Annotated in this window: 25 protein-coding genes; 12 read left to right on the forward strand and 13 right to left on the reverse strand. The window is 73.1% G+C overall.

Going from position 1 to position 25,934, the window contains the following annotated elements; translation table 11 throughout:
* Positions 1 to 49 precede the first annotated feature (49 nt).
* Positions 50 to 1,708, forward strand: a complete 1,659-nt coding sequence (locus OIE75_RS07910; RefSeq protein ID WP_329470115.1) for a serine/threonine-protein kinase — start codon at positions 50 to 52, stop codon at positions 1,706 to 1,708.
* Here the strand turns inward: OIE75_RS07910 and OIE75_RS07915 are convergent.
* Positions 1,678 to 2,484, reverse strand: a complete 807-nt coding sequence (locus tag OIE75_RS07915; RefSeq protein ID WP_307010864.1) for an SGNH/GDSL hydrolase family protein — start codon at positions 2,482 to 2,484, stop codon at positions 1,678 to 1,680. The genes OIE75_RS07910 and OIE75_RS07915 overlap by 31 nt on opposite strands.
* A gap of 552 nt (positions 2,485 to 3,036) precedes the next feature.
* On the opposite strand from OIE75_RS07915, the gene OIE75_RS07920 reads away from it, so the two are divergent.
* From OIE75_RS07920 to OIE75_RS07940, 5 genes are all read left to right on the forward strand, one after another.
* Entirely contained in the window at positions 3,037 to 3,921 is an 885-nt protein-coding gene (locus OIE75_RS07920) for a glycosyltransferase family 2 protein (RefSeq protein WP_329470117.1), read from the forward strand.
* Positions 3,918 to 4,937, forward strand: a complete 1,020-nt coding sequence (locus OIE75_RS07925; RefSeq protein ID WP_329470118.1) for a glycosyltransferase family 2 protein — start codon at positions 3,918 to 3,920, stop codon at positions 4,935 to 4,937. Before OIE75_RS07920 ends, OIE75_RS07925 begins: the two co-directional genes overlap by 4 nt.
* The gene (locus tag OIE75_RS07930; RefSeq protein WP_307010874.1) at positions 4,930 to 5,739 is read left to right on the forward strand and encodes a polysaccharide deacetylase family protein; all 810 of its coding nucleotides are present in this window, start codon (positions 4,930 to 4,932) and stop codon (positions 5,737 to 5,739) included. The genes OIE75_RS07925 and OIE75_RS07930 overlap by 8 nt, the downstream gene beginning before the upstream one ends.
* 93 nt (positions 5,740 to 5,832) lie before the next feature.
* Complete coding sequence (locus tag OIE75_RS07935) at positions 5,833 to 6,927, forward strand: DUF5925 domain-containing protein (protein ID WP_307010876.1); 1,095 nt, start codon at positions 5,833 to 5,835, stop codon at positions 6,925 to 6,927.
* 16 nt (positions 6,928 to 6,943) lie between these two features.
* Positions 6,944 to 7,675: a DUF72 domain-containing protein gene (locus tag OIE75_RS07940; RefSeq protein ID WP_329470120.1), complete on the forward strand. Its 732-nt coding sequence runs from the start codon at positions 6,944 to 6,946 to the stop codon at positions 7,673 to 7,675.
* Positions 7,676 to 7,746: 71 nt separating this feature from the next.
* On the opposite strand, the gene OIE75_RS07945 is transcribed toward OIE75_RS07940, so the two are convergent.
* Complete coding sequence (locus OIE75_RS07945) at positions 7,747 to 8,115, reverse strand: GntR family transcriptional regulator (RefSeq protein ID WP_307010882.1); 369 nt, start codon at positions 8,113 to 8,115, stop codon at positions 7,747 to 7,749.
* A 72-nt stretch (positions 8,116 to 8,187) separates the two neighbouring features.
* Between OIE75_RS07945 and OIE75_RS07950 the strand changes: the two genes are divergently transcribed.
* Both OIE75_RS07950 and OIE75_RS07955 read left to right on the forward strand, forming a co-directional pair.
* Positions 8,188 to 9,114 (forward strand): GNAT family N-acetyltransferase, encoded by a 927-nt coding sequence (locus OIE75_RS07950; protein ID WP_329470123.1) that lies wholly within the window; start codon positions 8,188 to 8,190, stop codon positions 9,112 to 9,114.
* Positions 9,095 to 9,595, forward strand: a complete 501-nt coding sequence (locus OIE75_RS07955; protein ID WP_329470125.1) for a DUF402 domain-containing protein — start codon at positions 9,095 to 9,097, stop codon at positions 9,593 to 9,595. Before OIE75_RS07950 ends, OIE75_RS07955 begins: the two co-directional genes overlap by 20 nt.
* Positions 9,596 to 9,603: 8 nt before the next feature.
* On the opposite strand, the gene OIE75_RS07960 is transcribed toward OIE75_RS07955, so the two are convergent.
* Complete coding sequence (locus OIE75_RS07960; RefSeq protein WP_329470127.1) at positions 9,604 to 10,221, reverse strand: class I SAM-dependent methyltransferase; 618 nt, start codon at positions 10,219 to 10,221, stop codon at positions 9,604 to 9,606.
* A 152-nt stretch (positions 10,222 to 10,373) separates the two neighbouring features.
* On the opposite strand from OIE75_RS07960, the gene OIE75_RS07965 reads away from it, so the two are divergent.
* Positions 10,374 to 10,508 (forward strand): hypothetical protein, encoded by a 135-nt coding sequence (locus OIE75_RS07965; RefSeq protein WP_122617396.1) that lies wholly within the window; start codon positions 10,374 to 10,376, stop codon positions 10,506 to 10,508.
* Positions 10,509 to 10,539: 31 nt separating this feature from the next.
* On the opposite strand, the gene OIE75_RS07970 is transcribed toward OIE75_RS07965, so the two are convergent.
* Positions 10,540 to 10,998, reverse strand: a complete 459-nt coding sequence (locus OIE75_RS07970; RefSeq protein WP_329470128.1) for a GNAT family N-acetyltransferase — start codon at positions 10,996 to 10,998, stop codon at positions 10,540 to 10,542.
* 177 nt (positions 10,999 to 11,175) lie between these two features.
* On the opposite strand from OIE75_RS07970, the gene OIE75_RS07975 reads away from it, so the two are divergent.
* Complete coding sequence (locus OIE75_RS07975; protein WP_329470129.1) at positions 11,176 to 12,240, forward strand: lytic polysaccharide monooxygenase auxiliary activity family 9 protein; 1,065 nt, start codon at positions 11,176 to 11,178, stop codon at positions 12,238 to 12,240.
* Positions 12,241 to 12,308: 68 nt separating this feature from the next.
* Here OIE75_RS07975 and OIE75_RS07980 read toward each other — a convergent pair whose 3' ends face one another.
* A complete protein-coding gene (locus tag OIE75_RS07980) occupies positions 12,309 to 13,175 on the reverse strand; it encodes an esterase/lipase family protein (protein ID WP_329470131.1) in 867 nt (288 codons plus the stop codon).
* 200 nt (positions 13,176 to 13,375) lie between these two features.
* On the reverse strand, positions 13,376 to 13,822 hold the full coding sequence (locus OIE75_RS07985; RefSeq protein WP_307010898.1) for a MarR family winged helix-turn-helix transcriptional regulator: 447 nt from the start codon (positions 13,820 to 13,822) through the stop codon (positions 13,376 to 13,378).
* A gap of 154 nt (positions 13,823 to 13,976) precedes the next feature.
* Here OIE75_RS07985 and OIE75_RS07990 point away from each other — a divergent pair, with 154 nt between their 5' ends.
* The gene (locus OIE75_RS07990; protein ID WP_307010900.1) at positions 13,977 to 14,351 is read left to right on the forward strand and encodes a cupin domain-containing protein; all 375 of its coding nucleotides are present in this window, start codon (positions 13,977 to 13,979) and stop codon (positions 14,349 to 14,351) included.
* A 12-nt stretch (positions 14,352 to 14,363) separates the two neighbouring features.
* Here the strand turns inward: OIE75_RS07990 and OIE75_RS07995 are convergent, their stop codons facing one another.
* Together OIE75_RS07995 and OIE75_RS08000 are read right to left on the reverse strand one after the other, a co-directional pair.
* Complete coding sequence (locus OIE75_RS07995) at positions 14,364 to 15,335, reverse strand: DNA polymerase Y family protein (protein ID WP_329470133.1); 972 nt, start codon at positions 15,333 to 15,335, stop codon at positions 14,364 to 14,366.
* The gene (locus tag OIE75_RS08000; RefSeq protein WP_329470134.1) at positions 15,332 to 18,811 is read right to left on the reverse strand and encodes a DNA polymerase III subunit alpha; all 3,480 of its coding nucleotides are present in this window, start codon (positions 18,809 to 18,811) and stop codon (positions 15,332 to 15,334) included. Before OIE75_RS08000 ends, OIE75_RS07995 begins: the two co-directional genes overlap by 4 nt.
* A gap of 166 nt (positions 18,812 to 18,977) precedes the next feature.
* On the opposite strand from OIE75_RS08000, the gene OIE75_RS08005 reads away from it, so the two are divergent.
* A complete protein-coding gene (locus OIE75_RS08005; protein WP_307010906.1) occupies positions 18,978 to 20,039 on the forward strand; it encodes a DUF3533 domain-containing protein in 1,062 nt (353 codons plus the stop codon).
* A gap of 102 nt (positions 20,040 to 20,141) precedes the next feature.
* Here OIE75_RS08005 and OIE75_RS08010 read toward each other — a convergent pair whose 3' ends face one another.
* The 5 genes from OIE75_RS08010 to OIE75_RS08030 all read right to left on the reverse strand — a co-directional run bounded on the left by OIE75_RS08010 (position 20,142) and on the right by OIE75_RS08030 (position 25,623).
* Positions 20,142 to 21,224, reverse strand: a complete 1,083-nt coding sequence (locus OIE75_RS08010) for a S1 family peptidase (protein ID WP_329470136.1) — start codon at positions 21,222 to 21,224, stop codon at positions 20,142 to 20,144.
* Between the two features lie 400 nt (positions 21,225 to 21,624).
* Positions 21,625 to 22,527 (reverse strand): S1 family peptidase, encoded by a 903-nt coding sequence (locus OIE75_RS08015; RefSeq protein WP_307010908.1) that lies wholly within the window; start codon positions 22,525 to 22,527, stop codon positions 21,625 to 21,627.
* Positions 22,528 to 22,731: 204 nt separating this feature from the next.
* Positions 22,732 to 23,517 (reverse strand): DUF1684 domain-containing protein, encoded by a 786-nt coding sequence (locus OIE75_RS08020; protein WP_307010910.1) that lies wholly within the window; start codon positions 23,515 to 23,517, stop codon positions 22,732 to 22,734.
* Positions 23,518 to 23,521: 4 nt separating this feature from the next.
* The gene (locus OIE75_RS08025; RefSeq protein WP_329470138.1) at positions 23,522 to 24,547 is read right to left on the reverse strand and encodes an LLM class flavin-dependent oxidoreductase; all 1,026 of its coding nucleotides are present in this window, start codon (positions 24,545 to 24,547) and stop codon (positions 23,522 to 23,524) included.
* On the reverse strand, positions 24,544 to 25,623 hold the full coding sequence (locus OIE75_RS08030) for an LLM class flavin-dependent oxidoreductase (protein ID WP_329470139.1): 1,080 nt from the start codon (positions 25,621 to 25,623) through the stop codon (positions 24,544 to 24,546). The genes OIE75_RS08025 and OIE75_RS08030 overlap by 4 nt, the downstream gene beginning before the upstream one ends.
* Between the last annotated feature and the right edge of the window lie 311 nt (positions 25,624 to 25,934).

A 25,934-nucleotide genomic window follows, 5' to 3' on the forward strand; every position in this document is an offset into this window, starting at 1 on the left:
GGGCCCGTTCCCGGACCGTGTCCGCGCGAGACGTCTGTAGGGGGCGCCGGTGTTCGAGGAACCCGGCGGTGAGCGCGTGATCGCCGGCCGCTACCGCCTCCTGTCCGCTCTCGGCGAGGGCGGCATGGGCACGGTGTGGCGCGCCCGCGACGAGGTACTGAACCGCGAGGTCGCCGTCAAGGAGGTGCGCGCCCCCTCCGGGCTGCCGGAGAGCGACGTGCGGCGGATGTACGCCCGGCTGGAGCGCGAGGCGTGGGCCGCGGCCCGGGTCGCCCACCACAACGTCGTCACGGTGTACGACGTGGCCACCGACGGCGACCGGCCCTGGATCGTGATGGAACTGGTCCGCGGGCTGTCCCTGGCCGACCTGCTGGACGCCGAGGGCCCGTTGGAGCCGGGGCGGGCCGCGCTGATCGGTGCCGAGGTGCTGGCCGCGCTGCGGGCCGCGCACGCGGCCGGGGTGCTGCACCGGGACGTCAAGCCGGCCAACGTGCTGCTGTCGAACGACGGCCGGGTGGTGCTCACCGACTTCGGGATCGCCAGGGTCGAGGGCAGCTCCGCGCTGACCATGACCGGCGAGGTCATCGGCTCGCCCGAGTTCCTCGCCCCGGAACGGGCGCTGGGCCGCACCCCCGGTCCCGAGTCCGACCTGTGGTCGCTGGGCGTGCTGCTGTACGCGGCGGTCGAGGGCGCCTCGCCGTTCCGCCAGGACACTCCGCTGAGCACCCTGCGCGCGATCGTCGACGAGGAGTTGCCGCCGCCCCACCGGGCGGGTGCGCTCGCGCCCGTCGTCGAGGGGCTGTTGCGCAAGGACCCGGCCGAACGGCTCCCGGCGGAACGCGCCGAGCGGGACCTGCGGCTCGTGGGCGCCGGGGGCACCCCTGCCTCGGAGCGAGGCGCGTACGGCGCGGCGCCGACGGACGGGTACGCCACGACCGTCGGGGGGCGCCAGGACGCGGGGGCCGCTGCGACTCCCCCGCTGCCGGGACCGGCGACGACGGCGGGCACGGCCGGCACGAGCCCGCCCGCGCACCGGGACCGGCGCGCGCGTGCCGTACTGATCGCCGGGGTGGCCGTGCTCGCGCTGGCGGCGGCCGGGCTGACGTACGGGCTGCTCAACCGCTCGGACGGCGGTGACGGGACGGAGGGCGCGGACGGCGGCGGGGGCTCTTCGGCCAGTGCCCCCGCGACGGGACCGGACGAGAGTGCCGAGCCGAGTCCGTCGGAGTCGTCGGAGTCGGAGTCGGAGTCGGAGGACGACGAAACGGAGAGCGGTACGCCCCCGCAGTCGGTGAAGGTGTCCGTGGCGGGCTCGCACCCCGACTACTCGGGCACCTGTCCCCCGCCCCGCGACCGGGCGCCCGCCTTCACGGCGACGTTCACGGTGGGGCGGCTGCCCGCGGAGGTCGGCTACCGCTGGGTCACGGACGACGGTTCGGTCTCCGACCCGGGGTGGCGGACGCTGTCCTTCCCCGCGGACGGCGACCGCTCGGACGAGGACACCGTCGTGGTGACGACGCGCGAGGACAGTGGCGCGTTCGAGGGCGCCGTGCGGGTGGAGGTGCGGTCCCCGGTGCGGGCCACGTCGAACGCCGTGGCGTTCTCCGTGACCTGCGAGACCGGGACGGAGACGGAGACCCCGGCCGACGGGGCCTCCCCCTCCTCTTCCGCTTCGGGTCAGGCGGCGCCGTTGAGGACCGGCAGGTAGCCGCCGGACTGACCGGCCGCGGTCGGGTGGTACGACTCGCCGATGTTCAGCCAGTTGACGCTGTGCAGCCACGAGGCGCCGGAGCACAGCTCGTGACCGGTGAAGGTGGTGCGGACGTCGCCGAAGGTGAAGCCGTGGTCGGCGGCGCGCTTGGCGATGGCGGTGTTGAGGTAGTCGGAGGCCTCGTTGATCGCCTTCCGCTTGGTCTCGGAGAGGCCGATGCAGGAGGTGCCGAGCTTGTAGAAGCGCGGGTAGCCGATGACGACGACGTCGGCGTTGGGGGCCTTGGCGCTGATCGCCGAGTAGACGCTGTCGAGGTTGCCGGGCAGCGTCGAGTCGACGTAGGCCTTCGCGGTGGCGATCCGCGAGAGACAGGTGCTGTCGGACTGGAGCACGCAGGTCGTCATGACGTCGGCGAAGCCCGCGTCGTTGCCGCCGACGCTGATCGAGACGAGGCCGGTGGCCGTGGAGAGCGGGCCGAGTTGTCCGGAGAGAACTTCACTCGTTCGGGCGCCCGAGCAGGCCGTGAAGTCGAAGGTCGTGGGGGAGTTGGCGGCCGCCCAGAGGTACGGGTGGGCCTTGGTGCTGCGCTTGCAGTCGCCGCTGGAGCTGATGTAGCTGCCCGCTCCGACCCCTGAGGAATAGGAGTCGCCGAGGGCCACATAGCCCCCGGCCGCGGTGGGTTGGGCCGCCTGGGCGGTCGCGGCCCCGGTGAGGGCGGCGCCGGCGGCGAGGAGGACGGAACTCAGGAAGCCGACAAGTCGGAGACGTCTCATGGAACCTCCTTTAGCAGGATCTCTGCCGTAACCGTCGTAACAGTGACGCGCGTTGACCGGGAGTGTCCATGCCAAGAAATGGCTGACAGTCATTCAAAATCGGACGAAAGTCAGTGGGAACGTCAGTGCGCCCTTGACGCTCCGAGCCGGGCTGGGCCAGATTGAGGCGCGAAGAACAGATGACGGCAAAACAACAAAAACGTGAGACCTGCTTCCAGGTCTTGCCATACGGTTTCAATCGTCAATACCGTCATACATCTCCCGCATCGGTACGTCGGCAAGCGGCTCAGGGGAGGGCTCGAGGCCGCGGCGCACCGAGGCGGGACGCGCGGTAGGGGGGTGCCGTGCTCGGTGACCGCATCGGTGACCGGGCCGTGCCGCGCGGTCGGCTGCCGTTTTCTCGCGGTGCCGACAAGCTTTGCCAGCTCATCTGGCACGCACGGAGTAGCACTTCGTCGCGCGCCGGCTGGGCGAGAACCCCCCTTTCGAACCGGATACAGAGCCGGACCGCCCCTGGGGCGGGCGGTCCGCCGGACGAGAGGGACCAGACTCATGAGCTCAGTTCTGCAGCCGGCTTCGACGGGCAACGATCCGTCGGCCGACCCGACACCCGCCGGAAAGTACCGGCCCGTCTCCTCGCACCTGGCGATAGCACCGCCGGTGAGCGTGGTCATACCCGCCATGAACGAGGCGGAGAACCTTCCCTACGTCTTCAAGACGCTGCCCGAGTGGGTCCACGAGGTCGTCCTCGTGGACGGCAACTCCACCGACAACACCATCGAGGTCGCCCGGGAGCTGTGGCCGGACGTCAAGGTCGTCGAGCAGCGCGGAAAGGGCAAGGGGGACGCGCTGATCACCGGGTTCAAGGCGTGCACCGGGGACATCATCGTGATGGTCGACGCCGACGGCTCGGCCGACGGCCAGGAGATCGTCTCCTACGTCTCCGCGCTCGTCTCCGGCGCCGACTTCGCCAAGGGCTCCCGCTTCGCCAACGGCGGTGGCACCGACGACATGACCTTCATCCGCAAGCTCGGCAACCGCGCCCTGTGCGCGGTGGTCAACCGGAAGTTCGGCGCCCGCTACACCGACCTCTGCTACGGCTACAACGCGTTCTGGCGGCACTGCCTGGACAAGATCGACCTCGACTGCACCGGTTTCGAGGTGGAGACCCTGATGAACATCAGGGTGGTCAAGGCCGGCCTGAAGGTCCAGGAGATTCCCAGCCACGAGTACCTGCGCATCCACGGTGTCAGCAACCTGCGCGCGGTGCGGGACGGGTTGCGGGTGCTCAGAGTCATCCTCGACGAGCGCTCCAACCGGCGTGCGCTGCGCGGCCGTACGCGCTCGGCGACGCTCGGCCCGGTCGGTTCCGTCACCGCCGTCGCGCCGGTGACCCCCGTGAGCCCGGTGGCACCCGCCCGCGGGAAGGCGTCTTGAGCGGTAGCCGCGCCTCGCTCACGGTCTCCGTGGTGATCTGCGTCTACACCGAGGACCGCTGGGAGGACATCCTCGCGGCGGTCGACTCGGTGCGGGCGCAGTCCCACCCGGCCCGGGAAACGCTGCTGGTCGTCGACCACAACGAGGCGCTCCGGGACCGGCTGATCAAGGCATACGAGGAGTACACGGAACGACGGGAGGTGCGGGTGCTCGCCAACGCGGGCCCCCGCGGCCTGTCCGCCGGCCGCAACACCGGCATCGCCGCCTCGCGCGGCGAGGTGATCGCCTTCCTCGACGACGACGCCGTGGCCGAACGCGACTGGCTGCGCCACTTCGCCGAGGGGTACGCCGACCCGGCGGTCGTCGCCGTCGGCGGGCGAACGGTGCCGATCTGGGCGTCGGGGCGCCGGCCCGTCTGGTTCCCCGAGGAGTTCGACTGGGTGGTGGGCTGCACGTACCGCGGCCTGCCGCCCGGCCGCGTCCGGGTGCGCAACGTGCTGGGCGGCAACGCCTCCTTCCGGCGCGAGGCGTTCGACGCGGCGGGCGGCTTCGCCACCGGCATCGGACGGGACGGCGACAAGCGCCCGCTGGGCTGCGAGGAGACCGAGCTGTGCATCCGGCTCTCCCGCGCCCGGCCCGACGCCGTCCTGCTGATCGACGACCGGGCGGTGATCCACCACCGGGTGCCCGCGGCCCGCGAGCACTTCGGCTACTTCCGCACCCGTGCCTACGCCGAGGGCCTGTCCAAGGCCCTGGTGGCGCGCAGCGTCGGCGCGGACAAGGGCCTGGAGTCCGAACGCCGGTACGCCACCCGGGTGCTGCCGGCGGGAGTGGCGCGCGGGCTGCGCGACGCCGTGATGGCCCGGCCGGGCGGCGCGGGCCGGGCGGGCGCGATCGTGGCCGGGGTGCTCACGGCGGCGGGCGGTTACGTGGTGGGGAGCCTGCGGGCCCGCCGGGGCGGAGCCACGTTCTCGGTGGCGCCGCTCGCTCCCGCCGAGGGGGGCGCGCATGGCTGAGGAGGCGGACGCGCGCGTACCGGTGCTCATGTACCACGCGGTCGCCGCCGAACCGAACGACGCCACCCGCGCCCTGTCGGTGACGCCGGAGGCCTTCGCGGAGCAGATGGCGGCGATCGCCGACCGGGGCCTGACCCCGATCGGCACGGCGGAGCTGGCCGCCGCCTGGCGCTCGGGGCGTCCGCTGCCGAGGCGGCCCGTCCTGATCACCTTCGACGACGGCTACGAGGGCGTGCACCGGCACGCCCTGCCCGCCCTGGCCGAGCACGGCTTCGCTGCCACCCTGTTCGTCTCGACCGGCTGGCTGCGCGGCCCGTACGACACCGGGGGCGCCCTGGACACCATGCTCGACTGGGACCAGGTCCGCGAACTGGCCGCGGCCGGCGTGGAGATCGGGGGGCACAGCCACACGCATCCGCAGCTCGACCAGATCGGCGAGGAGCGGCTGCGGTTCGAGCTGATCCACTGCAAGGAGATCGTCGCCGACCAACTGGGCACCGTACCGACCTCGTTCGCCTACCCGTACGGGTACTCGGACCGCCGGGTGCGGCGGGCGGTGCGGGAGACGGGCTACGCGCAGGCGCTCGCCGTCGGCAACGGCCTGGCCCGCCGCGCGCAGGGGCCGTACGCCCTGCGGCGGGTCACCGTGCGCCGCCGCACGGGGCTCGACGAGTTCGCCCGGCTGGTCGAGGGCCGCGCGATCGCCCGGACCTTCGCCGGGGACCGCGTCCTCACCAAGGGGTACGCCGTACTCCGCAGGACCCGGCAGGCGGGGAGGGGGGTGCTGGGGGCCGGTGCCTGAACCGCCGGCCGCCCGCACCGCCGACCGCCGTCCGTACCGCTTGTGCCCGGGAAACCGGGTGCACGCGGCGGCCGGGTGCCGGATCATGGCGGCATGTCCGTGAACCCGCACGACGCCCTGCCGATCCGGCTCAACGTCGACGACAGCGACTCCCCGTCCGACGTCGTCGACGCGCTGTTCCTCGGCCGCTTCGCGACGGGCGAGCAGCCGTACTCGCACGCGACGAACATCGACCGCGTGCGGTCCGCCGCCACGCTGCTGCCGCGGGGCGCTCGGGTGCTGCGGACCGCCCGCGACGACGACCGCAGCGCCACGCTGGCGGAGGGCGACGGCTGGACGCTGCTCGTCTCGCGGTGGAACCGTGGCGCCGACGTCACGGTGACGGCGACCAGCGCCGAACTGGCGGAGAAGGTGCTCGGCGAGGCGACGGACGGCGCGGCGGACGAGCCCGAACCGCAGCCGGAGAACGTCACGATGGGCTTCTGGTACGTCTCCCCGCGCCGCGGCCCGCACCGCACCACCCGGCAGATCTCGGCGGGCACCTGGGAGGAGGTCCGCGCCAACTACACGGCGCCGGTCGCGGACGCGATGGACGGCCTGATGAAGACGACCCCCGAGGACATCGCGGGCCGCCTGCTGCTCCTGCACGGGCCGCCCGGCACCGGCAAGACCTCGGCGTTGCGCACGCTCGCCCGGTCCTGGCGGGACTGGTGCCAGGTGGACTGCGTCCTCGACCCCGAGCGGCTCTTCTCCGACGTCGGCTATCTGATGGACATCGCCATCGGCGAGGAGGACGCGGCGGGCAAGGGCCGCTGGCGGCTGCTGCTGCTGGAGGACTGCGACGAACTGATCCGCGGCGAGGCCAAGCACACCGCGGGGCAGGCGCTGTCGCGGCTGCTGAACCTCACGGACGGGCTGCTGGGCCAGGGCCGCAACGTCCTCGTCGGCGTCACGACCAACGAGGACCTCGAACGCCTCCACCCCGCCGTCGTCCGCCCCGGCCGCTGCCTGGCCCGCATCGAGGTCGGCCCGCTGACCCGCCGGGAGGCGGTCGGCTGGCTCGGCACCGAGGAGGGAGTGGGCCGCGAGGGCGCCACCCTGGCGGAGCTGTACGCGCTGCGCCGGGGCACCTCGCCCACCGCGCTGCCGGAGCCGCGGGCCGGTTCGGAGGCCGGGCTCTACCTGTAGATGCTTTGATGGGGGTATGCCCCTGTTCGTCGGCACGTCGGGCTGGCAGTACCGGGACTGGCGGGAGGCCTTCTACCCGCCCGGTCTGCCGGTACGGCTCTGGCTGGAGCGGTACACGGACGTCTTCCCGACGGTCGAGATCAACAACGCCTTCTACCGGCTGCCGGCGCGCGAGACGTTCGAGGCGTGGCGGGAGCGGGTGCCGCCGGACTTCGTGGTCGCGGTCAAGGCGAGCCGCTACCTGACGCACATCAGACGACTGCGTGATCCGGCGGAGCCGGTCGACCGCCTCATGACCCACGCGGCGGGCCTGGGCGACCGGCTCGGCCCGGTCCTGCTCCAGCTCCCGCCGACCCTGCGTGCCGACCCGGCCCTCCTGGACGCCTGCCTCGCCTGCTTCCCGCCCGGGACGCGGGTCGCGGTGGAACCCCGGCACGACTCCTGGTGGACGCCCGAGGCCCGGGAGGTCCTGACGTCCCGGGGCGCGGCCCTGTGCTGGGCGGACGTCCGGGCCCGCCCGCTCACCCCGCTGTGGCGCACCGCGGACTGGGGCTACGTCCGCTTCCACGAGGGCCGAGCCACCCCGTGGCCCCACTACGGCCGCCGTTCCCTGTCGACTTGGCTCGACCGCATCACCACGACCTGGCCCCCCGACCAGGACGTCTACGCGTACTTCAACAACGACCAGAACGCGGCGGCGGTAAAGGACGCGCAGCGTTTCGCAAGGCTGGCGAAACGCGCCCCGTAAGGGGCGCGGGGAACTGCGCGACAAGCCACGACGCACCCGCGGACAAGACCGGACCGTAGCCAAAACGGCGCTCACCCCCCGTAAGCCGCCCGCAGGGCATCCCGCACGGCGGCCGCCGCCTGCGCCTCCGTCAGCCCGAGCCGTCGAGCCCGCTCGGCGTAGAGCCGCGCGGCGGACGCGACCTCCCGCTCCGCCGCGGAGCCCGCGGCAGCGACGAACGTCCCGTTGCGCCCCCGCGTCTCGATCACCCCGTCCCCCTCCAGCGCCCGGTACGCCTTGGCGACGGTGTTCGCGGCGAGCCCCAGGGACTCGGCCAGTCCGCGTACGGTCGGCAGCCGGTAGCCGACCGGCAGCGCGCCCGAGCGGGCCTGGTCGGAGATCTGCGCGCGCACCTGCTCGTAGGGCGGCACGCCGTCGTCGATGTGGATCTTCAAGGTCACGGGGTTGATTGTCCCGTATCCCCGCGAAAATGAGAGGCACCCGACGGCCCACCCGCCGTAGCGTGCGCCCACATGACCGTTCTTGTGCGCGACCTGCGCAGCGATGATCCGGCCGATGTCGCGGCCTTCGCCCATGTCCGCCATCTCGCGGTGCCGTTCATCCTGTGGACGCCGGAGGCCATCGTCCACCGGCTCGTCCACACCCACCCGGACGCCCGCAGCCGCTCCCTGGTCGCGGAGGAGGACGGTGAGGTGATCGGCACGGCGCAGATCGGACTGGTCCACGACAGCCCTGAGCCCGGCCAGGCCTTCCTCAACATCTACGTCCACCCGGAGAGGTTCCGGCGCGGGGCCGGCGGGCTGCTGGTGCGCACGGCCGAGGAGTACCTGGCCGGCGAGGGCGCGACGAAGCTGTACTCCTGGGTGCTGGACGGGCCCGCCAACCTGGCCTTCGCCGAGCGGCACGGCTACGAGCGGCGGCGCGCCGCGCACTTCCTCCGGCTGGACCTGGCAGGCGCCGCGCTCCCGCCCCTGTGGGCCCCTCCCCCGGGCGTCGAACTGCGCACCGCCGCCGACTTCGCGGACGATCCGCGCCCGATGTTCGAGCTGGACGCGGAGACGGTGGCGGACGAACCGAGCGACGTCGACGTCGAGTTCACGGACTACGAGGCGTGGCTCGCGGACACCTGGCGGAACCCGCTGCTGAACCGCGAACTGACGACGGTGGCGGTCGTCGACGGACGTCCCGCCGCCTTCAGCGTCGCCTACACCGACGGCACCCGGTACGCGACCGCGATGACGGGCACGGTCCGCGCGCAACGCGGCCGGGGCCTGGCCAAGCTCACCAAGACCGCCTCCCTGCACCGGGCCCGCGCCGCCGGCTGCACGGTGGCCTTCACGGGCAACGACGCCGACAACGGCCCGATGCTCGCCATCAACAAGTGGCTCGGGTACGAGGTCTGCGCGACGGAGGTGCGCCATGTCCGCGAACTCGGCTGAGCCGCCCGCCCGGGTGGACGTCGTCCTGGTCAAGGCGGGCCGTACGAAGATCCGGTACCCGAGTGAGCTGCTGCACGACGACGGCACCCGCCTCGCCGTCCGCGCGCCTTGGGCCGGTGACGGCGTCCGCGACTTCGGCTTCGTGCGCTTCGAGGCCGGCGACGTCTTCACCGAGTACTACTGGCGCGACCGCTGGTACTCGGTGAAGGAGGTCCGCACGGCCGCCGGAGCACTGAAGGGCTGGTACTGCGACATCACCCGCCCCGCCGTCCTGACCGGCACGGAGCTGGTCGTCGAGGACCTCGACCTGGACCTGTGGCGCTCCGCCGACGGCACGGACGTACGACGCCTGGACGAGGACGAGTTCACCGAGAGCGGCCTGGCGGACCGGGACCCGGAGGCGGCAGCGGCGGCCATGGCCGCACTGGACGAACTGGAACACCTGGCCCGCGGAAACGACTTCACGCACCTGCTGGCCTAGGGGGCGCCTCACTCGGGCAACGCGACCACCGCGTACCGCTCGTCCGTCACCTCCCGCCCCCACAGCGCGGCGTCGTCCGACAGCCGCTCCACGCGCACGCGCCCGGCGAGCGGGGTGAGGAGGGCGGTGAGCAGGTCCGCGGGTATGCCGACCGGGGCGACCGTCCCCCACACGCCCTCGACCAGGACCAGCCGGCCCCCGGGGCGCAGCAGGTGCCGCCAGCGGCTCAGGGCCCGGCCGGGGTCGGGCAGGGTCCACAGGACGTGCCGGACCAGTACGGCGTCGAAGCGCTGCTCGCCCACGGGTGGTGCCGCGGCGTCACCCTCGAGGAACACCGCGTCACGACCGGCGAGTTTGGTCCGGGCCAGCTTCACCATGGCCGGGGACCGGTCGACGCCGGTGACGCGGTGTCCCTGCTCCGCCGCGAGGAGCGACAGGCTGCCGGTGCCGCAGCCCAGGTCGAGGACGTCCCCGGGCCGTGCGGGCAGCCAGGACGCCAACCGGGCGGCCCAGGCCCGGCGTACGTCCGGATCGCGCAGTCCGTGGTCCGGCTCGTCGTCGAAGCCCGCGGCTGCCACGTCCCAGTCGACACTCGATGTGGTCGTCTCGTCACGGTTCTCGTCCATGCACCCAGCGTGACACCCGCCACTGACAACGGAGTCTGGGCGGGGCAACGTGACAACCGCCACTGACAGGAATGCATCGATGAGTGAGTCTCGGGGAAAGGGTCTACCTCCGTGAGAACGCGGAACCCGGTGGATCCGTAAGGGAGGCAGCCATGCGCCGTCTGACTGTGCAGAAGCCCCTGAAGAAGAGCGACGCCCGCCGAGTCCGCGAGGAGGTCGACGAGCGGCCCGCGGGGCGGCCGGAGGTGCGCAAGGACATCGCGCGGACCTGGTGGCCGGAGAGCTGACCGGGCGGGCGCGTCATGAGACGCAGACGTGTCAGGGCAGCCGCTTGCGGTAGTGGACGCGGTCGTAGGGCCCGTCCACTCGGCGTTCCACGAGCTCGTACCCGTACTTCGGGTAGATCTCCTGGTTCTCCCACATCATCGCGTTCGTGTAGAGCCTGACCTCGGGCAGGCCCAGCGCACGCGCGTGCGCGTCCACGAACCGCAGCAGCCGCCGCCCCACACCCCTGCCGTGGGCGTCGGGGCGGACGGCGATGCTGTCGAGGAAGAGATGGCCGGGGCGCGCCTCCAGGACGACGAGGCCCACCGGGTCCCCTCCGGGTTCGCACGCGACGAAGACCCTTCCCGCGGCCACGTTCGCCGCGTGGTCCGCCTCCATGGGCTGCGGCACCACTCCGATGCGCTCGATGTAGGGCCGGTAGGCGGCGTCGGTGATCGCCTTCACCGCGGGTACGTCGTCGGTGACCGCCTGTCGGACCTGTTCGTCTTCCACACCTCGAACGGTAGCTACCTCAGCTCAGCCTGAGCACTCCCTTAACGCGACCATAAGGATCTCCATCACCCGTCTCCAGCAGGCGATTTCACGGTTTCTTGGGGCTAGTTTGCTGATCACCCCACGGGTTCCGGCCCATGTCCCCACGTCCACCGTGACCGCCTCCAGGAGATCCCCATGCCCGCACACTCCGCGTCCCGCAGGGCCGCCGCCGTCGCCGTCGCCGGTCTCGCCCCGCTCGCCCTGACCACGCTGGCCGCCGCTCCCGCCTCGGCGCACGGCTCGATGGGCGACCCGGTCAGCCGGGTGTCGCAGTGCCACGCCGAGGGCCCCGAGAGCCCGCGGTCCGCCGCGTGCAAGGCCGCGGTCGCGGCCGGCGGCACGCAGGCCCTCTACGACTGGAACGGCATCCGCATCGGCAACGCGGCCGGGAAGCACCAGGAGCTGATCCCGGACGGCAAGTTGTGCAGCGCCAACGACCCCGCCTTCAAGGGCATGGACCTGGCGCGCGCGGACTGGCCCACGACCAGCGTGAGCAGCGGCTCGTACACCTTCAAGTACCGCGTGACGGCCCCGCACAAGGGCACGTTCAAGGTGTACATCACCAAGCCCGGCTACGACCCGGCGAAGCCGCTGGGCTGGGGCGACCTGGATCTGTCCGCCCCGGTCGCCACGGCCACCGACCCGGCCGCCTCGGGCGGCTTCTACACCTTCTCCGGCAAGCTGCCCGAGCGTTCCGGCAAGCACCTGCTGTACGCGGTGTGGCAGCGCTCGGACAGCCCGGAGGCGTTCTACTCCTGCTCCGACGTCTCGTTCGGCGGCGGCGGCGGTGCCGCGGGCGAGGAGGCGGAGGCCGGCGAGAGCGCTGCCGGGGGGAACGCGGGCGGTGAGAGCGCCGCCGGCACCGCTCCGGCGCCCGAGGCCTCCGCGCCCACCGACGAACAGCTCGCCGCCGCGGCCGACAAGTCGACGATCGAGCACCGGGGCCACGGCGACCAGGACGCCGAGACCACCACCGACCCCACGGACCCGGCCGCCGCCCCGGACACCGAGGCCGCCGCGGAGCCCAACCAGGTCAAGGCCGCCGGCGGGGGCACCGGGAACCTCGCCGAGACCGGCGGTGACAGCAGCACGCCCTACATCGCGGTCGGCGGCGCCGCCGCCCTGGCCCTCGGCGCGGCCGCGCTGTTCGCCTCGGTCCGCCGCCGGGCGCTGACGGCCGGGGGCCGGCACGGCCGCTGATCCGGGACGCGGGGTCCGTCCGGCGGCTCAGGCCGGACGGACCCCGCCCTGCGTTCCGGGCGTCCCGGTCAGCCGAGGACCGAGGCGCAGGTGGTGCGCGTGGCGCGGGCCGGGTCCAGGGCGTTGGCCACCTCGTGGAAGGCGATCCGGTCGAGCAGCCCGATCGCCAGGTGCTCGGAGAGGTCGAGGGGGCACAGGTCCTGCAGCAGGACGTTGCGCACCCCGGGGCCGCTCAGGTACTGGCTGCGGTACGGAGTGACCACCTCGTCGTACTTCGTGGCGAGGACGGTGTAGCGCACGCCGGGCACCGTGTCGCCGCCCGCGTTGAGCTTGGTCAGAACGTCGGAGCCGGCGACCTGGTCGGCGAGGGCGGGGGTGTTCTCGTCGAGCAGGTCCCCAACGCCGGGGAAGTACGGCAGCAGGTTGGTCAGGCCCAGGAGCGTGGTGCCGTGGTTGCTGGGCGCGATCCCGACCAGGGCGTTCACCTCGGCCGCTCCGCCGAGGAACTTCAGGTAGTAACGGGGCATCATGCCGCCCTGCGAGTGGCCGACGATGTCGGTCTCCGCGGCGCCGGTCGCGGCGAGCACCCTGTCGACGTAGGCGTCCAGTTGCTCCGCCGACTTCTCGACGGGACCGAGGCCGTGGAAGAACGGGACGCCGGGCAGTTGGCCGTAGTCGAGGGAGAAGACGCAGTAGCCGCGGTTCTTCAGGTAGGGCGCGAGGCCGAGCCAGTTGTCGACGGAGTTCCCGAAGGTGCCGTGGACCAGGACGACGGGGCGGGGATGGGCGGCGGAGGGCTTGCAGCCGTAGTCGTTCCAGCCGGCGCTGGGGCGGGCGTCGGCGGCGTGGGCGGCGGTGGCGGCGGGGAGGAGGGCGACCGCGGCGGTCAGCAGCAGCGCGGTCAGCGGTCTGAGCAGTCGTCTCCAGGGCAGCATCAGGTGATCTCCTTGCGGCTCGGGGGAGGTGCGACAGGGAGGTGCGACGGCAGGACGCCCTGTGATCCGGATCACGGGATGCTGTTCACTCGTCAAGTTACGGGTGAGTAGTGCAGGTGTGAAGTTACGCGTCAGTAAAAACTTCCAGTGATAACCAGAGCGCGGTGCGCCACAGGTGATAAAGGGTCACCAGGCGCGGGTCACCAGGCGGGCCGGACGGGCCCACCCGGCGCGACGCGCAGCAGACGGTCCCGCAGGGCGCGGACCTCGCCCTCGCCGAGCACCTCGACCCACGCGCCCACGGCCTCCGCCGCCGCCTCCTCCGCGGCCCGCGTGCAGGCCCACCCCGTCTCGGTCAGCACCACCAGCCGGGCGCGCGCGTCGGCGGGGTGCGGCCGGCGTTCGGCGTACCCCTTGCGGACCAGCTCGTCGACGAGCTGACTGGCGGCCTGCTTGGTCATCCCGAGGTGCGCGGCGAGGTCGGTGACCGTCGCGCCGTCCGGGGCGAGCCGGGTGAACGCGAAGCCGTGCGCGGGTCGCAGCCCCTCGAAGCCGCGAGCGACGACCCCCTCGTGGATGCGCTGCGTGAGCCCGCCGGCCGCGGCGAGCAGGGCGGCGGAGAGGGCCATGGCTTCGGAGTTCTGCACGGAGGCATTGAAACACCCTTGACGTATTGGTCAAGCGGCTTGACCATAGGACCGCGCGAAGTAGTCAAGCAACTTGACCATTTCGGCTCCATCGGCCGACGGCTGCCCGCAGCCGACAGCGCGCCTCAAGCCCCCTCACCCCCAGGAGACCCCCGTGCCCGTCATCCGCTCGTCCGAAGGCGTCACCCACGAGATCCACGGCGCCCGTTTCGTCTCGTACGCCACCCCCCGCACCGGCAGCAGCCAGCTCTGCGCCTGGCGGGGCGAGATCCCGGCGGGGACGCGGGCGCCCGCGCACACCGTCGACCGCGAGGAGGTCCTCCACCTGCTCACCGGCGAACTGCTGATCGCCCTCGACGGCCGCACCGAGCGCGTCGCGGCGGGCGACACCGTGATCATCAGCCCGGGGGCGACCCTCGCCGTGGAGAATCCCACCGACCGGACGGCGACGACCTGGGTCACCACCTCCGTCGGCCTGACGGCCGAACTGGCCGACGGCACCCGGCTCACGCCGCCGTGGGCCAACTGACCCGCGAGGGTCTCAAGCCACCGCCAGGGACCCCGGCATCACCGCACGCGGCCCGAACTTCGCCCGTGCCCGGTCCGCGACCTCCTCGATCCGGCGGACCTTCTCGTCCACGGGGTCGAAGGTGAGCTGGTGGGAGGCCTGTTCGGCGGGGGCGAGGCCCTCGGCGCGCAGGACCACCGACCGGACCCGGGCGCGCTGGAGCCCGAGCGCCTCGTACATGCCGTACGCGGCCCGCGTCAGCGCCGCCGAGTGCGCGGTCGGCTCCTTCAGGGTGCGGCTGCGCGTGGTGGCCGACCGGTCGGCGTAGCGCACGGTGAGGGTGAGGGTGCGGCACACCTTCTCCACGGCGCGCAGCCGGGCGCCCAGTTCCTCGGCGGCCGAGAGCAGGGCGCGGCGGTGCCGGCCGGGGTCCAGCTCGTCGCGGCCGAAGGGGCGTTCGGCGGCCAGTGAGCGGGAGATCCCGTTGGGGATGACCCGGCCGCGGTCGATGCCGTTGGCCTTCTCGTGCAGCTCGCGGCCCGTCCGCGCGCCGAGCAGGCGCTGGAGCGTGGACAGGGGCGCGGCGGCGACCCGGCCGAGGGTGTCGAGGCCGTACTCGCACAGCGTGCGGGCGGTCGCGGTACCGACGCCGGGCAGCGCGGCGACGGGCTTGCCGGCGAGGAACTCCCGCACCCCGCCCTCGGGCACCGCGCGGGTCAGCCCCGGCCGGGCGTCCCGCAGGGCCATGCGGGCCGGCATCGGGCCCGGCCCGGCGCCGATCAGGCAGTCGACGCCGTACAGCGCGAGGGCGCGGACGCGGATCACCGCGGCCAGTTCCACGGCGTCTCGGCCGAAGTACCGCTCGGCGCCGCGCAGGTCGGCCAGCGCGCCGTCGGGTGGCAACGCCTCGACGACCGGCGTGAACTCCTCCAGGAGCCCCAGCAACTGGGGCAGGGCCGCCTCGTACATCGGCGGCAGCTGGAAACGTACGCAGAGAATGGTCATCCCGCACTCCCCGGACTCTGGTGCCACAACTTCCTTCCCACCGCGGGCCCTTCGCCCGCGGGGCGCAGATCGGCCCAGGGGTGCATCTCGTACCCCGTGGACATGCGGATCCTCCGCTGCCCCCCGTCGCCGTCGGCCGCCTCGGGACCCGCGCCGGGGGACTCGGCGAGCCGGGCCGCGACGCCCTCCAGACCCTCCGCGCCCCGCACCTCCAGCAGGTCGGCGAGGTTCCAGGCGGCGGAGCCGACCACGCTGAGGCTGCGCGGGCCGCGCCGCTGCACCACCCCGCGCACCAGCAGCAGCCAGGAGTGGAAGACGGTGTGCGCGCAGGCGTCGTGGGAGTCGTCGAAGAAGGCGAGGTCGACCAGGCCGGAGCCGTCGTCGAGGGTGGAGAAGATGACCCGGCGCCCGGAGCGGATCGGCGGTGTCTGCGTGGCCGCCTTGGCACCCGCGACCAGCACCGTCTCCCCGTGCCGGGCCTCGCGCAGCCGCTTGGCCGACACCACGCCCAGCTCGCGCAGGAAGGTGCGGTGGTCGTCCATCAGGTTGCGCGAGGCGTCCATGGACAGCACGCCCAGTTCGGCGCTGAGCCGCTCCGCCGAGGTGAGGTCGGGCAGTCCGGCGGACGCGGTCCTGCGTCCGCCGGCCAGCGGGAGCTGGTCGCCGCGGCCGGCCCGGGCGCCTCGGTGCAGCTCGGTCAGGTGCAGTTGCAGGTCGCGGCGGTTGGCGCCGAACGCGTCCAACGCGCCGACCTGGGCGAGCCGTCCGGCCAGCGGCCTGCTGGGGCGGGCCCGTTCCCAGAAGTCGAGCAGGGAGGCGTACGGCTGCCCCTCGGCGGCCCGTTCCGCCTCGGCCTCGCTGATGCCGTGCACGTCGGAGAGGGCGAGGCGCAGGCCCCACACGGGCTCCCGCCGCTTACCTTCGGACACCAGTTCGATCCTGTGTGCGACCCCGGACTTGTTCACGTCCAACGGCAGGATCGGCACCCCGCGCCGCCGCGCGTCCGCCAGCAGCAGCCGCTTGGGGTACATGCCGGGGTCGTGGGTGAGCAGGCCCGCGTAGAAGGCGGCCGGGTGGTGGGCCTTCAGCCACGCCGACTGGTACGTCGGCACGGCGAAGGCGACCGCGTGCGCCTTGCAGAAGCCGTACGAGCCGAAGGCCTCGATGATCTCCCAGGTGCGCTGAATCGTTTCCGCGTCGTACCCGTGCTCCGCCGCGTGCTGGGCGAACCACACCTTGATCCGCCCCTGCGACTCCGGGTCGGACAGCCCGCGCCGCACCCGGTCCGCCTCGCCGCGTCCGCAGCCGGTCATGATGTCGACGATGTCGATGATCTGCTCGTGGAAGACGACGACCCCGTACGTCCCCTCCAGCGGCTCCGCCAGGTCATCGTGCGGGTAGCGCACCGGCGCCCGCCCGTGCCGCGCCTCGATGAACGGCCGCACCATGTCGGCGGCGACCGGACCGGGACGGAAGAGCGAGATGTCGACCACGAGGTCGTGGAAGGTGGCCGGCTGGAGCCTGCCGACCAGGTCCCGCTGGCCCGGCGACTCGATCTGGAAGCAGCCCAGCGTCTCGGCGGAGCGGATCATCCGGTACGTCGCCGGGTCGCCCTCCGGCACGGCGTCCAGGTCGACCTCGGCGCCCGTGGCCCGCTTCACCTCGGCGACCGCGTGCGCCATCGCCGACTGCATCCGCACGCCGAGCACGTCCAGCTTGAGCAGCCCCAGGTCCTCCACGTCGTCCTTGTCGAACTGCGCCATCGGGAAGCCCTCGCCGCTGGTCGGCATCACCGGCGTACGGGAGAGCAGGGAGGCGTCGGACAGCAGGACGCCGCAGGGGTGCATGGCGATGCCGCGCGGGAGGGCGTCGAGGCCCTCGACCAGCTCCCAGAACTTGCCGTACCTCCCTCCCCCGTCCCGGCGGGACTCCTCCGCCAGCTCCCTCAGCTCGGGCAGCTCCTCCAGCGCGGCGCGGGCGTCGCGGGCGCGGATGTGCGGGAAGGACTTGGCGACGCGGTCGATCTCGGCCGGGTCCATGGACAGGGCTGCGCCGACGTCGCGCACGGCGTGGCGCACCCGGTACGTCTCCGGCATGGCGACCGTGGCGACCCGCTCGGTGCCGAACCGGCCGATGATCGCGCGGTAGACCTCCAGCCGGCGCGCGGACTCCACGTCGATGTCGATGTCGGGCAGCACCACCCGCTCCCTGGACAGGAACCGCTCCATCAGCAGCCCGTGTTCGACCGGGTCGGCGTGCGCGATGCCGAGGAGGTGGTTGACGAGCGAGCCCGCGCCGGAGCCGCGCGCGGCGACCCGGATGCCCATGTGCCGCACGTCGTCCACGACCTGGGCGACGGTGAGGAAGTACGAGGCGAAGCCGTGGTGGGCGATGATGTCCAGCTCGTGGTGCATCCGCTCCCAGTACTCCCGGCGGTCGCGCCGCCGGTCGTAGCCGCGCAGCACCATGCCGGCCACCGCCCGGGAGGCGAGCGCCCGCTGGGCGGTACGGCGGCCCGCGCCCACGAGGTGGGGTTCGGGGAAGTGGACGGCGCCCATGCCGAGGTCGTCCTCGGGGTCGACCAGGCACTCGGCGGCCGTGGCGCGGGTCTGCTCCAGCAGGCGGTCGGCGGTGTCGCGCCGGAAGCCCGCGGACTCGACGATCCGCTCGGCGGCGTGCCGCATGGCGGCGGCGTCCTTGAGCCACGCCTCACCGGAGTCCAGTTCCCCGGTGGCGTCGATCGGGACGAGGCGGCGGGCGGCGTCCAGGACGTCGGCGACCCGGCCCTGGCCCGGGTCGGCGTACCTGACGGCGTTGCTGAGCACCGGCCGGACGCCCTGCTCGGCGGCGAGGCCGACGGTACGGGCGGCCAGCCGCAGGGAGCCGGGGCCGGTCCCCTCGCGGCCGTGCCAGACGGCCTCCAGGCGCAGGGCGTCGCCGTAGACCTCCCGCCAGGGAACGAGGAGCTTCGCCGCGCGGTCGGGGCGGCCGGCGGTGAGGGCGCGGCCGACGTCGGAGCCGGGGCCGAGCAGGACGGTCAGGCCGTCGGCGTGATTGTCGGCCCAGGACAGCAGCGGGCTCTCCTCGGCGGTGTGGGCGGCGGAGACGAGGCGGCACAGGTCGGCCCAGCCGCGGGCGCCGTCCCGGGCGAGGAAGGTGACCCGCGGGGCCGACTCGTCGACGAAGGCGCCGCCGCGCACGGGGACGCGGCGCCGGTCCCGGCGTACGGAGGTCTCCGTGCGGCCGGTGCCGGACTCGGGGGCGGCCACCGCCAGGTCCGCGCCGAACAGCGGGCGGACACCCGCCTTCGCGCAGGCCTTGGCGAAGCGGACCGTGCCCGCGAGGGTGTCGCGGTCGGTGAGGGCGAGGGCGTCCATGCCCCGCTCCGAGGCGCGCTCGGCCAGCCGCTCCGGGTGGGAGGCGCCGTAGCGGGCGGAGAACCCGGAGACGGTGTGCAGATGCGTGAAACCCGGCACACGCACCTCCCGATCTCATGAACCCGACGTCCTGCGCCCTACGCCTATCGAACGTCTGTTCCCAACTACCTCACCCCCACCATAGACCAATTTTCGAATGTGTGTGCGACATCCGTTCGGCCCCGTCCCACCTGCGCAAACACCCTCAGGCCCGGACCGTGAGGACATGTCACACACACCGGGCGACACCGGCACGCGCAGCAGCTCCTTCCTCTCCGAGGTGAAGGACGCCGTCACCCCGCGGGCCACCCTGCTCGTGCTCGGCGTGATCGCGCTCCAGCTGCTCTTCATCGCCTCCTACGTGGGTGCGCTGCACGACCCGAAGCCGAGGGACGTGCCCTTCGGGGTGGTCGCGCCCCCGGCGGTCGCCGACCGGACGGTGAGCGCGCTGGAGGGGCTGCCCGGGTCGCCGCTGGACCCGCGGACGGTGGCCGACGCGGCAAGCGCCCGCAAGCAGATCGAGAACCGGGACATCGACGGCGCCCTGGTCGTCGAGGACTCCGGCCGCACCGACACCCTGCTGGTCGCCTCCGGCGGCGGCACCGTCCTCGCCACCACCCTGGAGGGGCTGGTCGCCGAGGTGGAGCGGAGCCAGGACCGCGCGGTGCGCACCGTCGACGTGGCCCCCGCCTCGGCCCAGGACTTCGACGGGCTGTCGTCGTTCTACCTGGTGGTGGGCTGGTGCGTCGGCGGCTATCTGTGCGCCTCGATCCTGGCGATCAGCACCGGCGCCCGGCCGGCCAACCCGCGCCGCGCGGGGATCCGGCTGATCGTGATGGCGCTGGTGTCGATCGTCGGCGGACTCGGCGGCGCGGTGATCGTCGGGCCGATCCTGGGCGCGCTGCCCGGCAGCGTGGTGGACCTGTGGGGGCTCGGCGCGCTGATCACCTTCGCGGTGGGCGCCGCCACGCTCGCCCTCCAGGGGGTCTTCGGGATCGTCGGCATCGGGCTGGCGATCCTGCTGGTGGTGATCGCGGGCAACCCGAGTGCGGGCGGGGCCTTCCCGCTGCCGATGCTGCCGCCGTTCTGGCAGGCGATCGGACCGGCGCTGCCGCCGGGCGCGGGCACCTGGGCGGCGCGTTCGATCGCGTACTTCGAGGCGAACGACGTGACCGAGTCCCTACTGGTGCTGTGGGCGTGGGCGGTCGCGGGGACGGTCATCGCGATGCTGTCGTCCGTACTGCGCCGCGAACGCCGGGAGCCGGAGCTGCCCACACGGGCCGGCTGACCACGGCCTCGCAGACACGGGAACGTACGCACACGGACGCACGCACGCGGAAGTCCCGCCCCTCGAGGGACGGGACTCCTGCGTGCCGTGTACCGCGCGTGCTCAGCCGATCTGCGTACCGGTGGCCGACAGGGCCTCCGTCACCGGCTGGAAGAAGGTCTCGCCGCCGGACGTGCAGTCGCCGCTGCCGCCGGAGGTGAGGCCCACGGCCTTGTCGCCCGAGAAGAGCGAGCCGCCGCTGTCGCCGGGCTCGGCGCAGACGTCGGTCTGGATCAGGCCGTTGACGATGTCGCCGTTGCCGTAGTTGACGGTGGCGTCCAGGCCGGTCACCTTGCCGTCGTGCACCTGGGTGGTGGAGCCACTGCGGGTGACCTCCATGCCGACGGTGGCGTCGGCGGCGCCCGAGATGGCCTGGGAGGAGCCGTTGTAGAGGTTCACCTCGCTCGGGTGGTCCACGTCGCCGCTGTACTTGACCAGGCCGTAGTCGTCGTCCGGGAAGCTGGACGTCACGTTCTCGCCGAGCTGGTTGCCGGAGGAGTCCTGCCAGCTGGTGATGCCCTCGGTGCAGTGCCCGGCGGTCAGGAAGTGCGGCTCGCCGCCCTTGGTGACGTTGAAGCCGAGCGAGCAGCGCCCGCTGCCGTCGGTGATGGCGTCGCCGCCCGCGATGAAGGGCTTGTACTCACCCTTGGTGCGCTTGAGTTCGGCCTTGGCGCCGAGCCCGTCGACCACCTTGGTCAGCTTGGTCAGCTCGGCCTTGGAGACCGTGCGGTCCGCGGTGACGACGACCTTGTTGGTGGTCGGGTCGGTCGCCCAGGACGTGCCCGGGATGGCCGCGTCCTCGGTGAGCGTGGTGCGCGCGCTCTTCAGCTCGGCGAGCGAGTTCTCCACGACTCTCGCCTTGGCGCCGGCCTCCTCGACGGTCTGCGCGGCGGCCTTGTCGAGCACGTTGACCACGAGGCTCTTCGCCTGTGCGTCGTAGTACGTGCCCGCGGCGTCGGTGCCGAGGTCGCCGAGGAGCGTCGAGGCGAGCTTTCCGGCCGCCGTGACCGAGAGGGTCTCGGGGGCGGCGGACCGCGGGGCCTCACTGGCGTTCGCACTCTGGAAGGTGACTCCCGCCGCGACCAGTGCGGTGATGCCCGCGCCTACGACTGCGGCCCGTCGCCTGGGTATCCGTCGGTGCTTCAACTCATGTCCTCCTGTGGGGGGGTCGGCCCGGGAGGTTGTGGGGACCTCGCGAACCGGAAGGCTGGTTGACGAGCGCTAACTCTTCCGATTCCACAGGGAGCACACAAGGTCGACTTCGAGACGTGCGCACGACAACTTCAGCGTGGTCACACGACCTTCACCATTCATGTCCCTTCCAGCAGGATTCACGGAGCGAACGCACCAGCAAACGCTACGGGCGAGTAACCGAAGGCCGGCCGAACCGGCCCAGCACTGTCCGAAAACCACCCCTTGCCTTCCGGCCGTCGGGTGTGCGTCTACACGCGGTGGCCGCGCGCGGAGCCGTCCGGACCCGGGCACGGGAGAGCCCCCGCACACCGGTTGGTGTACGGGGGCTCGTCGTGCCGCCGACCGGGCCGGACTAGTAGACGCTGACGCCGTAGGCGCTCAGGGCCTCCGTGACCGGCTGGAAGAACGTCGTACCACCGGAGGAGCAGTTGCCGCTGCCACCGGAGGTCAGACCGTACGCGGTGCCGTTGCTGCCGTAGAGCGAACCACCGGAGTCGCCGGGCTCGGCGCAGACCGTGGTCTGGATCAGCCCGCCGACGACGTCGCCGCCGCCGTAGTTGACGGTGGCGTTCAGGGCGGTGACCCGGCCGCTGTGGGTGCCGGTGGTGGAACCGTCGCGGATCACGGTGGTGCCCACGCTCGGGGTGGCGGCGCGGGTGATGTCCACGCCGTTCGCGGTACCGGGCCGGGAGACCGAGCCCGTGTACTGCACGATGCCGTAGTCGTTGCCCGGGAAGCTGGAGCCCGCCGTCTGCCCGATGACCGTGCCGCCGGAGCTGGAGCGCCATGCGCCGGCACCGTCGGTGCAGTGACCGGCGGTCAGGAAGTACTCGGCGCCGTTGGAGGCACGGACGTTGAAGCCGAGGGAGCAGCGCCAGCTGCTCGCGTAGATGGCGTCGCCGCCCTGGATGAGCTTGTTGAACGTGCCGGGTGTGCGCTTGACCGTGAGCGCGCCGGCCTTGTCGCCGGCCTGCTCCTTGATCTTCGCGATCTCGGCCTGGGAGACGGTGCTGTCGACGGTGAGCAGCACCCGGCCGGACTTGCTGTCGACGGCCCAGGCGGTGCCCGGGACGTCGGCCTTGAGTACCGCGCCGCTGGCACTGCTGAGTTCGGCGGCGCTGAAGGTGACCGGGGCGGGTGCCGCGGTCGCGCTGGGGATCGCGACGGCGGCCGCGGCCACGATGCCGGTGGATACGGCGATCAGCCGAGTCCGTCTCGTGATGCCGCTGCGGGGGGTGGTGCGCTTGATCCTCACTTTTCGTTCCTCCACATGGGAAGTCGGGGGCCCTCGTGTGGGGTTGGGCCCGTGAGGCGCAGCCATGGGCGGACCTCCGGGTTCCGGATGCGTCGTGCCCCTGACAAGCGCTGAGGTTGGAGTATTCGGCCGAACGACCGGTCGGCGCAAGGGTGCCTTTCGGCCGTTGATCTTTGAACGACCTTTACCAACCCCCGCTGAACCTCAGCGCACTTCCCGCTCTCCGGCCTCGACACGGACCACCAGCGTGTTCCCCGGCGGCGGGAAGGGACAGACGAAGTGCTCGGCGAACGCGCACGGCGGCAGCAGCGCGCGGTTGAGGTCGACCGTCGTACGGCCCTCGGCGTCCGGCGCGGCCGGGCGCAGGAACCGGAAGCGGTAACTGGTGCTTCCGCTGGTGCCGTCGGCGAAGACCGCCCACAGCGAACCGTCGTCCTCAACGCTCACCTGGAGCGTGTGCTCCCGCCCGCCCAGGGCGAAGGCCAGCTCCCCGCCGAGGGCCAGGCCACGTTCCCTGCCGTCCGCGTTCGGCACCCGCACACTGCGCCGCCCGGTCTCGTACGGCGTGAAGCGTCCCGGCACCGACCAGCGCGGATCGTACGGGGTGGCCGCGATGGAGCGGAACGCCCGCCTCGGGCCGGCCGCCGGGTCGAAGTCGCGCACGCCCCACAGGCCCTCGCGGACCAGCACGACCAGCCGCCGCTCCCCGAGCGCCACCCGGGCCTCACCGGCCGGCCCCGCGTCGGCGGTGAGCCGCACCTCGCCGTCGAGGGGCCGTCCGTCCACGGTGAGCCCGTCGGCACCGGTGGCCGCCAGCAGCACCGCGTCGCCGTCCTCCGTCCACCGCCCGGGGATGTCCGGAAGTTGCCCGTCCGGATAGTCCGCCAGCCAGTGCGTGCCGGTGAGGGCGAGCGGCCCGTAGGGTGCCGACACCGTCGCCACGCGGTGTTCGTGCCACCGCTTCCACTCGTCGGATGCGTCCGTCGTCATGGGATCAACCCTTCCATACCGGTTCGCCCAGACCGAGGTGGGAACGGAGGGTGGCGCCCTCGTACGCGGTACGGAACGCGCCGCGCTCCTGCAGCAACGGGACCACCCGGTCCACGAACTCGTCCAGCCCGCCCGGGGCCGGGTGCGGTACGAGGACGAAGCCGTCGGCGGCGTCCCGCGCCACGAACTCCGTCAGCTCGGCGGCGACCTGCTCGGGGGTGCGGGCCCCGGCGGCGGTGTCCCCGAGGACCACGGTGACACCGGACATGATCCTGAGGTCGTCCGGGTCGCGGCCGTACGCCGCCACGCGCCGCTTCACGTCGGCGTAGAAGGCGCGGCCGGCCTCCAGCGTGCCGTGCCGCGCGAGGAGCACGTCGGCCGAGGACGCGGCCAGCTCCCGGCCCTCCTCGGAGTCGTCCGCCTGGATCACCACCGGGTGGCCCTGCGGGGAGCGGGGCAGGGTGAACTCGCCCGCGATGTCGAAGTGCCGCCCGTGGTGGGCGAAGGGGCGGGGGGTGCCGTCGGGGGTCCAGGAGTCCCACAGCTCCCGCGCGGTGGCCACGAACTCGGCGGCGTGGACGTACCGCTCGGACCGGTCGAGGTGGCCGCGGCGCCGGAAGTTCTCGCCGGTCGAGGGGTCGGAGGAGGTCACCACGTGCCAGGCCGCCCGGCCGCCGCTGAGGTGGTCCAGGGTGGCGAGCCGTCGGGCGAGTTCGAAGGGCTCGTTGAAGGTGGCGTCGGCGGTGGCCGCGAGCCCGAGACGCCCGGTGACGGCGGCGAGGGCGTTCAGCACGGTCAGGGACTCGGGGCGGCCGGCCACGTCCAGGTCGTGGACGCGGCCCTCGTGCTCGCCCGGCCGCGGCTCCTCCGCGAGGAGGAAGAAGTCGAACAGGCCGCGCTCGGCGGTACGGGCGAGGTGTTCGAAGGAGGCGAACTCGATCTGCGGGCCCGAGCACGGATCGGCCCGGACGGTCGGGTGGCCGGCGCCCGGGAAGCGCGCGGCCAGGTGCATCCTCTTGGGTCCGGTCATGACGCTCCCCGCGCGACGGCGTACTGGTTGGCGGGCCGGGCCAGGCCCAGGTGGTCCCGGAGCGTGCCGCCCGGGTAGAAGGTGCGGAACAGTCCCCGGTGCCGGAGCAGGGAGACGGTGCCGTTGACGAGGCGTTCCAGGTCGCGGCGCGGCTCGACCGGCCTCAGGTGGAAGCCGTCGACGGTGCCGTCCCGGTGCCAGGCGGCGATCAGTTCGGCCAGGTCGACGGGGCCGCCGCGGTAGAGCGGACCGCGCGGTGTGGGCCGGGGGCCGCCTCCGCCGTGGCCGGGGTCGGCCGCGTACTCGCCGGACCCGAGGTCGATGTCCAGGGCCGCGAGGACCCGCAGACCGTCGGGGTCCCGGCCGTACGCCGCCGCGGACGCCCGCAGTTCGGCCCGCGCCACGGCGGCCCGGCCGGGGTCCGCGGTGCGGACGAGGGCCACGTCGGCGTACCGGGCGGCGACCGCGCGGGCCGGCCCGCCGGTGGCGTCCACCACGCGCACGGGGTGCCCCTGCGGGGGCCGCGGCACGGGCGAGGGGCCCCGGACCGAGAAGGCGGAGCCGGTGAAGTCCACGTGGTGCAGCTTGTCCCGGTCGACGAAGCGGCCGGTGGTGACGTCCCGGATCTCGGCGTCGTCCTGCCGGCTGTCCCACAGGCGGGCCGCCACGTCGGCGGCCTCGCCGGCCTCCTGCCACAGCGCGTCGGCGGGCGCGGCGTGCCGACGACCGAAGAGACGGGCCTCGCCCTCGGTGGTGGACACCTCGATCCGCCAGCCGGCCCGGCCGCGGCTGACCCAGTCCAGGGTCGCCACGGCGGCCTGGACGTGGAAGGGCTCGGTGTGGGTGGTGGTGAGGGTGGGGACCAGGCCGACGCGCCGTGTGGCGGGCGCCACCCGGGCCAGGACGGCCGACGCGTCGGGGCCGGGGCGGGCGAGGCCGTCGTCCAGCGTCACGAAGTCGAGCGTGCCGCGTTCGGCTAGGCGCGCCGCCGCCAGGTACTCGTCGGCGTCGTACACCGACGGCCGGTCGAGGGCGGCGGCCAGGTGCAACCGGCGCGGGACGTGGGAGGAGGACATGCGAAGGCTCCGTGACATCAAGTCAGTCGGACATGGTGGATGGTGCCTTCACACGGCCGAGCCCCTCAGCAGGACCGTCCGCCGAGAGTACGGCGGTGTTTCGGTCGGCTGTCAAGCGCGTCCACACTGTGAGCCACGCGTCTCAATTCGTTGACGCGGAACCGGATGCCTGTTCCACTTGGCCCATGCATCCACAGCAGTGGCTGGTCACGCGCTCCCACATCGACTTCGGTCGAGTGTGGTCCTGTTCCTGTTGAGCCGACCCCCTGCCCAGCCCTGACCTCCCGAACCCGTCGGTCACTGCCCGGGGC

This window comes from Streptomyces sp. NBC_01723, from assembly GCF_036246005.1.
GTDB lineage: Bacteria > Actinomycetota > Actinomycetes > Streptomycetales > Streptomycetaceae > Streptomyces.

What these genes read in the sequence shown, in the direction of transcription:
- OIE75_RS08025 (WP_329470138.1), bottom strand. Translation starts at nt 24,547, where the DNA reads ATGACCGGACCCAAGAGGATGCACCTGGCCGCGCGCTTCCCGGGCGCC.
- OIE75_RS07915 (WP_307010864.1), bottom strand. Translation starts at nt 2,484, where the DNA reads ATGAGACGTCTCCGACTTGTCGGCTTCCTGAGTTCCGTCCTCCTCGCC.
- OIE75_RS08030 (WP_329470139.1), bottom strand. Translation starts at nt 25,623, where the DNA reads ATGTCCTCCTCCCACGTCCCGCGCCGGTTGCACCTGGCCGCCGCCCTC.
- OIE75_RS07930 (WP_307010874.1), top strand. Translation starts at nt 4,930, where the DNA reads ATGGCTGAGGAGGCGGACGCGCGCGTACCGGTGCTCATGTACCACGCG.
- OIE75_RS07940 (WP_329470120.1), top strand. Translation starts at nt 6,944, where the DNA reads ATGCCCCTGTTCGTCGGCACGTCGGGCTGGCAGTACCGGGACTGGCGG.
- OIE75_RS07935 (WP_307010876.1), top strand. Translation starts at nt 5,833, where the DNA reads ATGTCCGTGAACCCGCACGACGCCCTGCCGATCCGGCTCAACGTCGAC.
- OIE75_RS07995 (WP_329470133.1), bottom strand. Translation starts at nt 15,335, where the DNA reads ATGACCATTCTCTGCGTACGTTTCCAGCTGCCGCCGATGTACGAGGCG.
- OIE75_RS08005 (WP_307010906.1), top strand. Translation starts at nt 18,978, where the DNA reads ATGTCACACACACCGGGCGACACCGGCACGCGCAGCAGCTCCTTCCTC.
- OIE75_RS07975 (WP_329470129.1), top strand. Translation starts at nt 11,176, where the DNA reads ATGCCCGCACACTCCGCGTCCCGCAGGGCCGCCGCCGTCGCCGTCGCC.
- OIE75_RS08020 (WP_307010910.1), bottom strand. Translation starts at nt 23,517, where the DNA reads ATGACGACGGACGCATCCGACGAGTGGAAGCGGTGGCACGAACACCGC.
- OIE75_RS07980 (WP_329470131.1), bottom strand. Translation starts at nt 13,175, where the DNA reads ATGCTGCCCTGGAGACGACTGCTCAGACCGCTGACCGCGCTGCTGCTG.
- OIE75_RS07960 (WP_329470127.1), bottom strand. Translation starts at nt 10,221, where the DNA reads ATGGACGAGAACCGTGACGAGACGACCACATCGAGTGTCGACTGGGAC.
- OIE75_RS07950 (WP_329470123.1), top strand. Translation starts at nt 8,188, where the DNA reads ATGACCGTTCTTGTGCGCGACCTGCGCAGCGATGATCCGGCCGATGTC.
- OIE75_RS07965 (WP_122617396.1), top strand. Translation starts at nt 10,374, where the DNA reads ATGCGCCGTCTGACTGTGCAGAAGCCCCTGAAGAAGAGCGACGCCCGC.
- OIE75_RS07955 (WP_329470125.1), top strand. Translation starts at nt 9,095, where the DNA reads ATGTCCGCGAACTCGGCTGAGCCGCCCGCCCGGGTGGACGTCGTCCTG.
- OIE75_RS07920 (WP_329470117.1), top strand. Translation starts at nt 3,037, where the DNA reads ATGAGCTCAGTTCTGCAGCCGGCTTCGACGGGCAACGATCCGTCGGCC.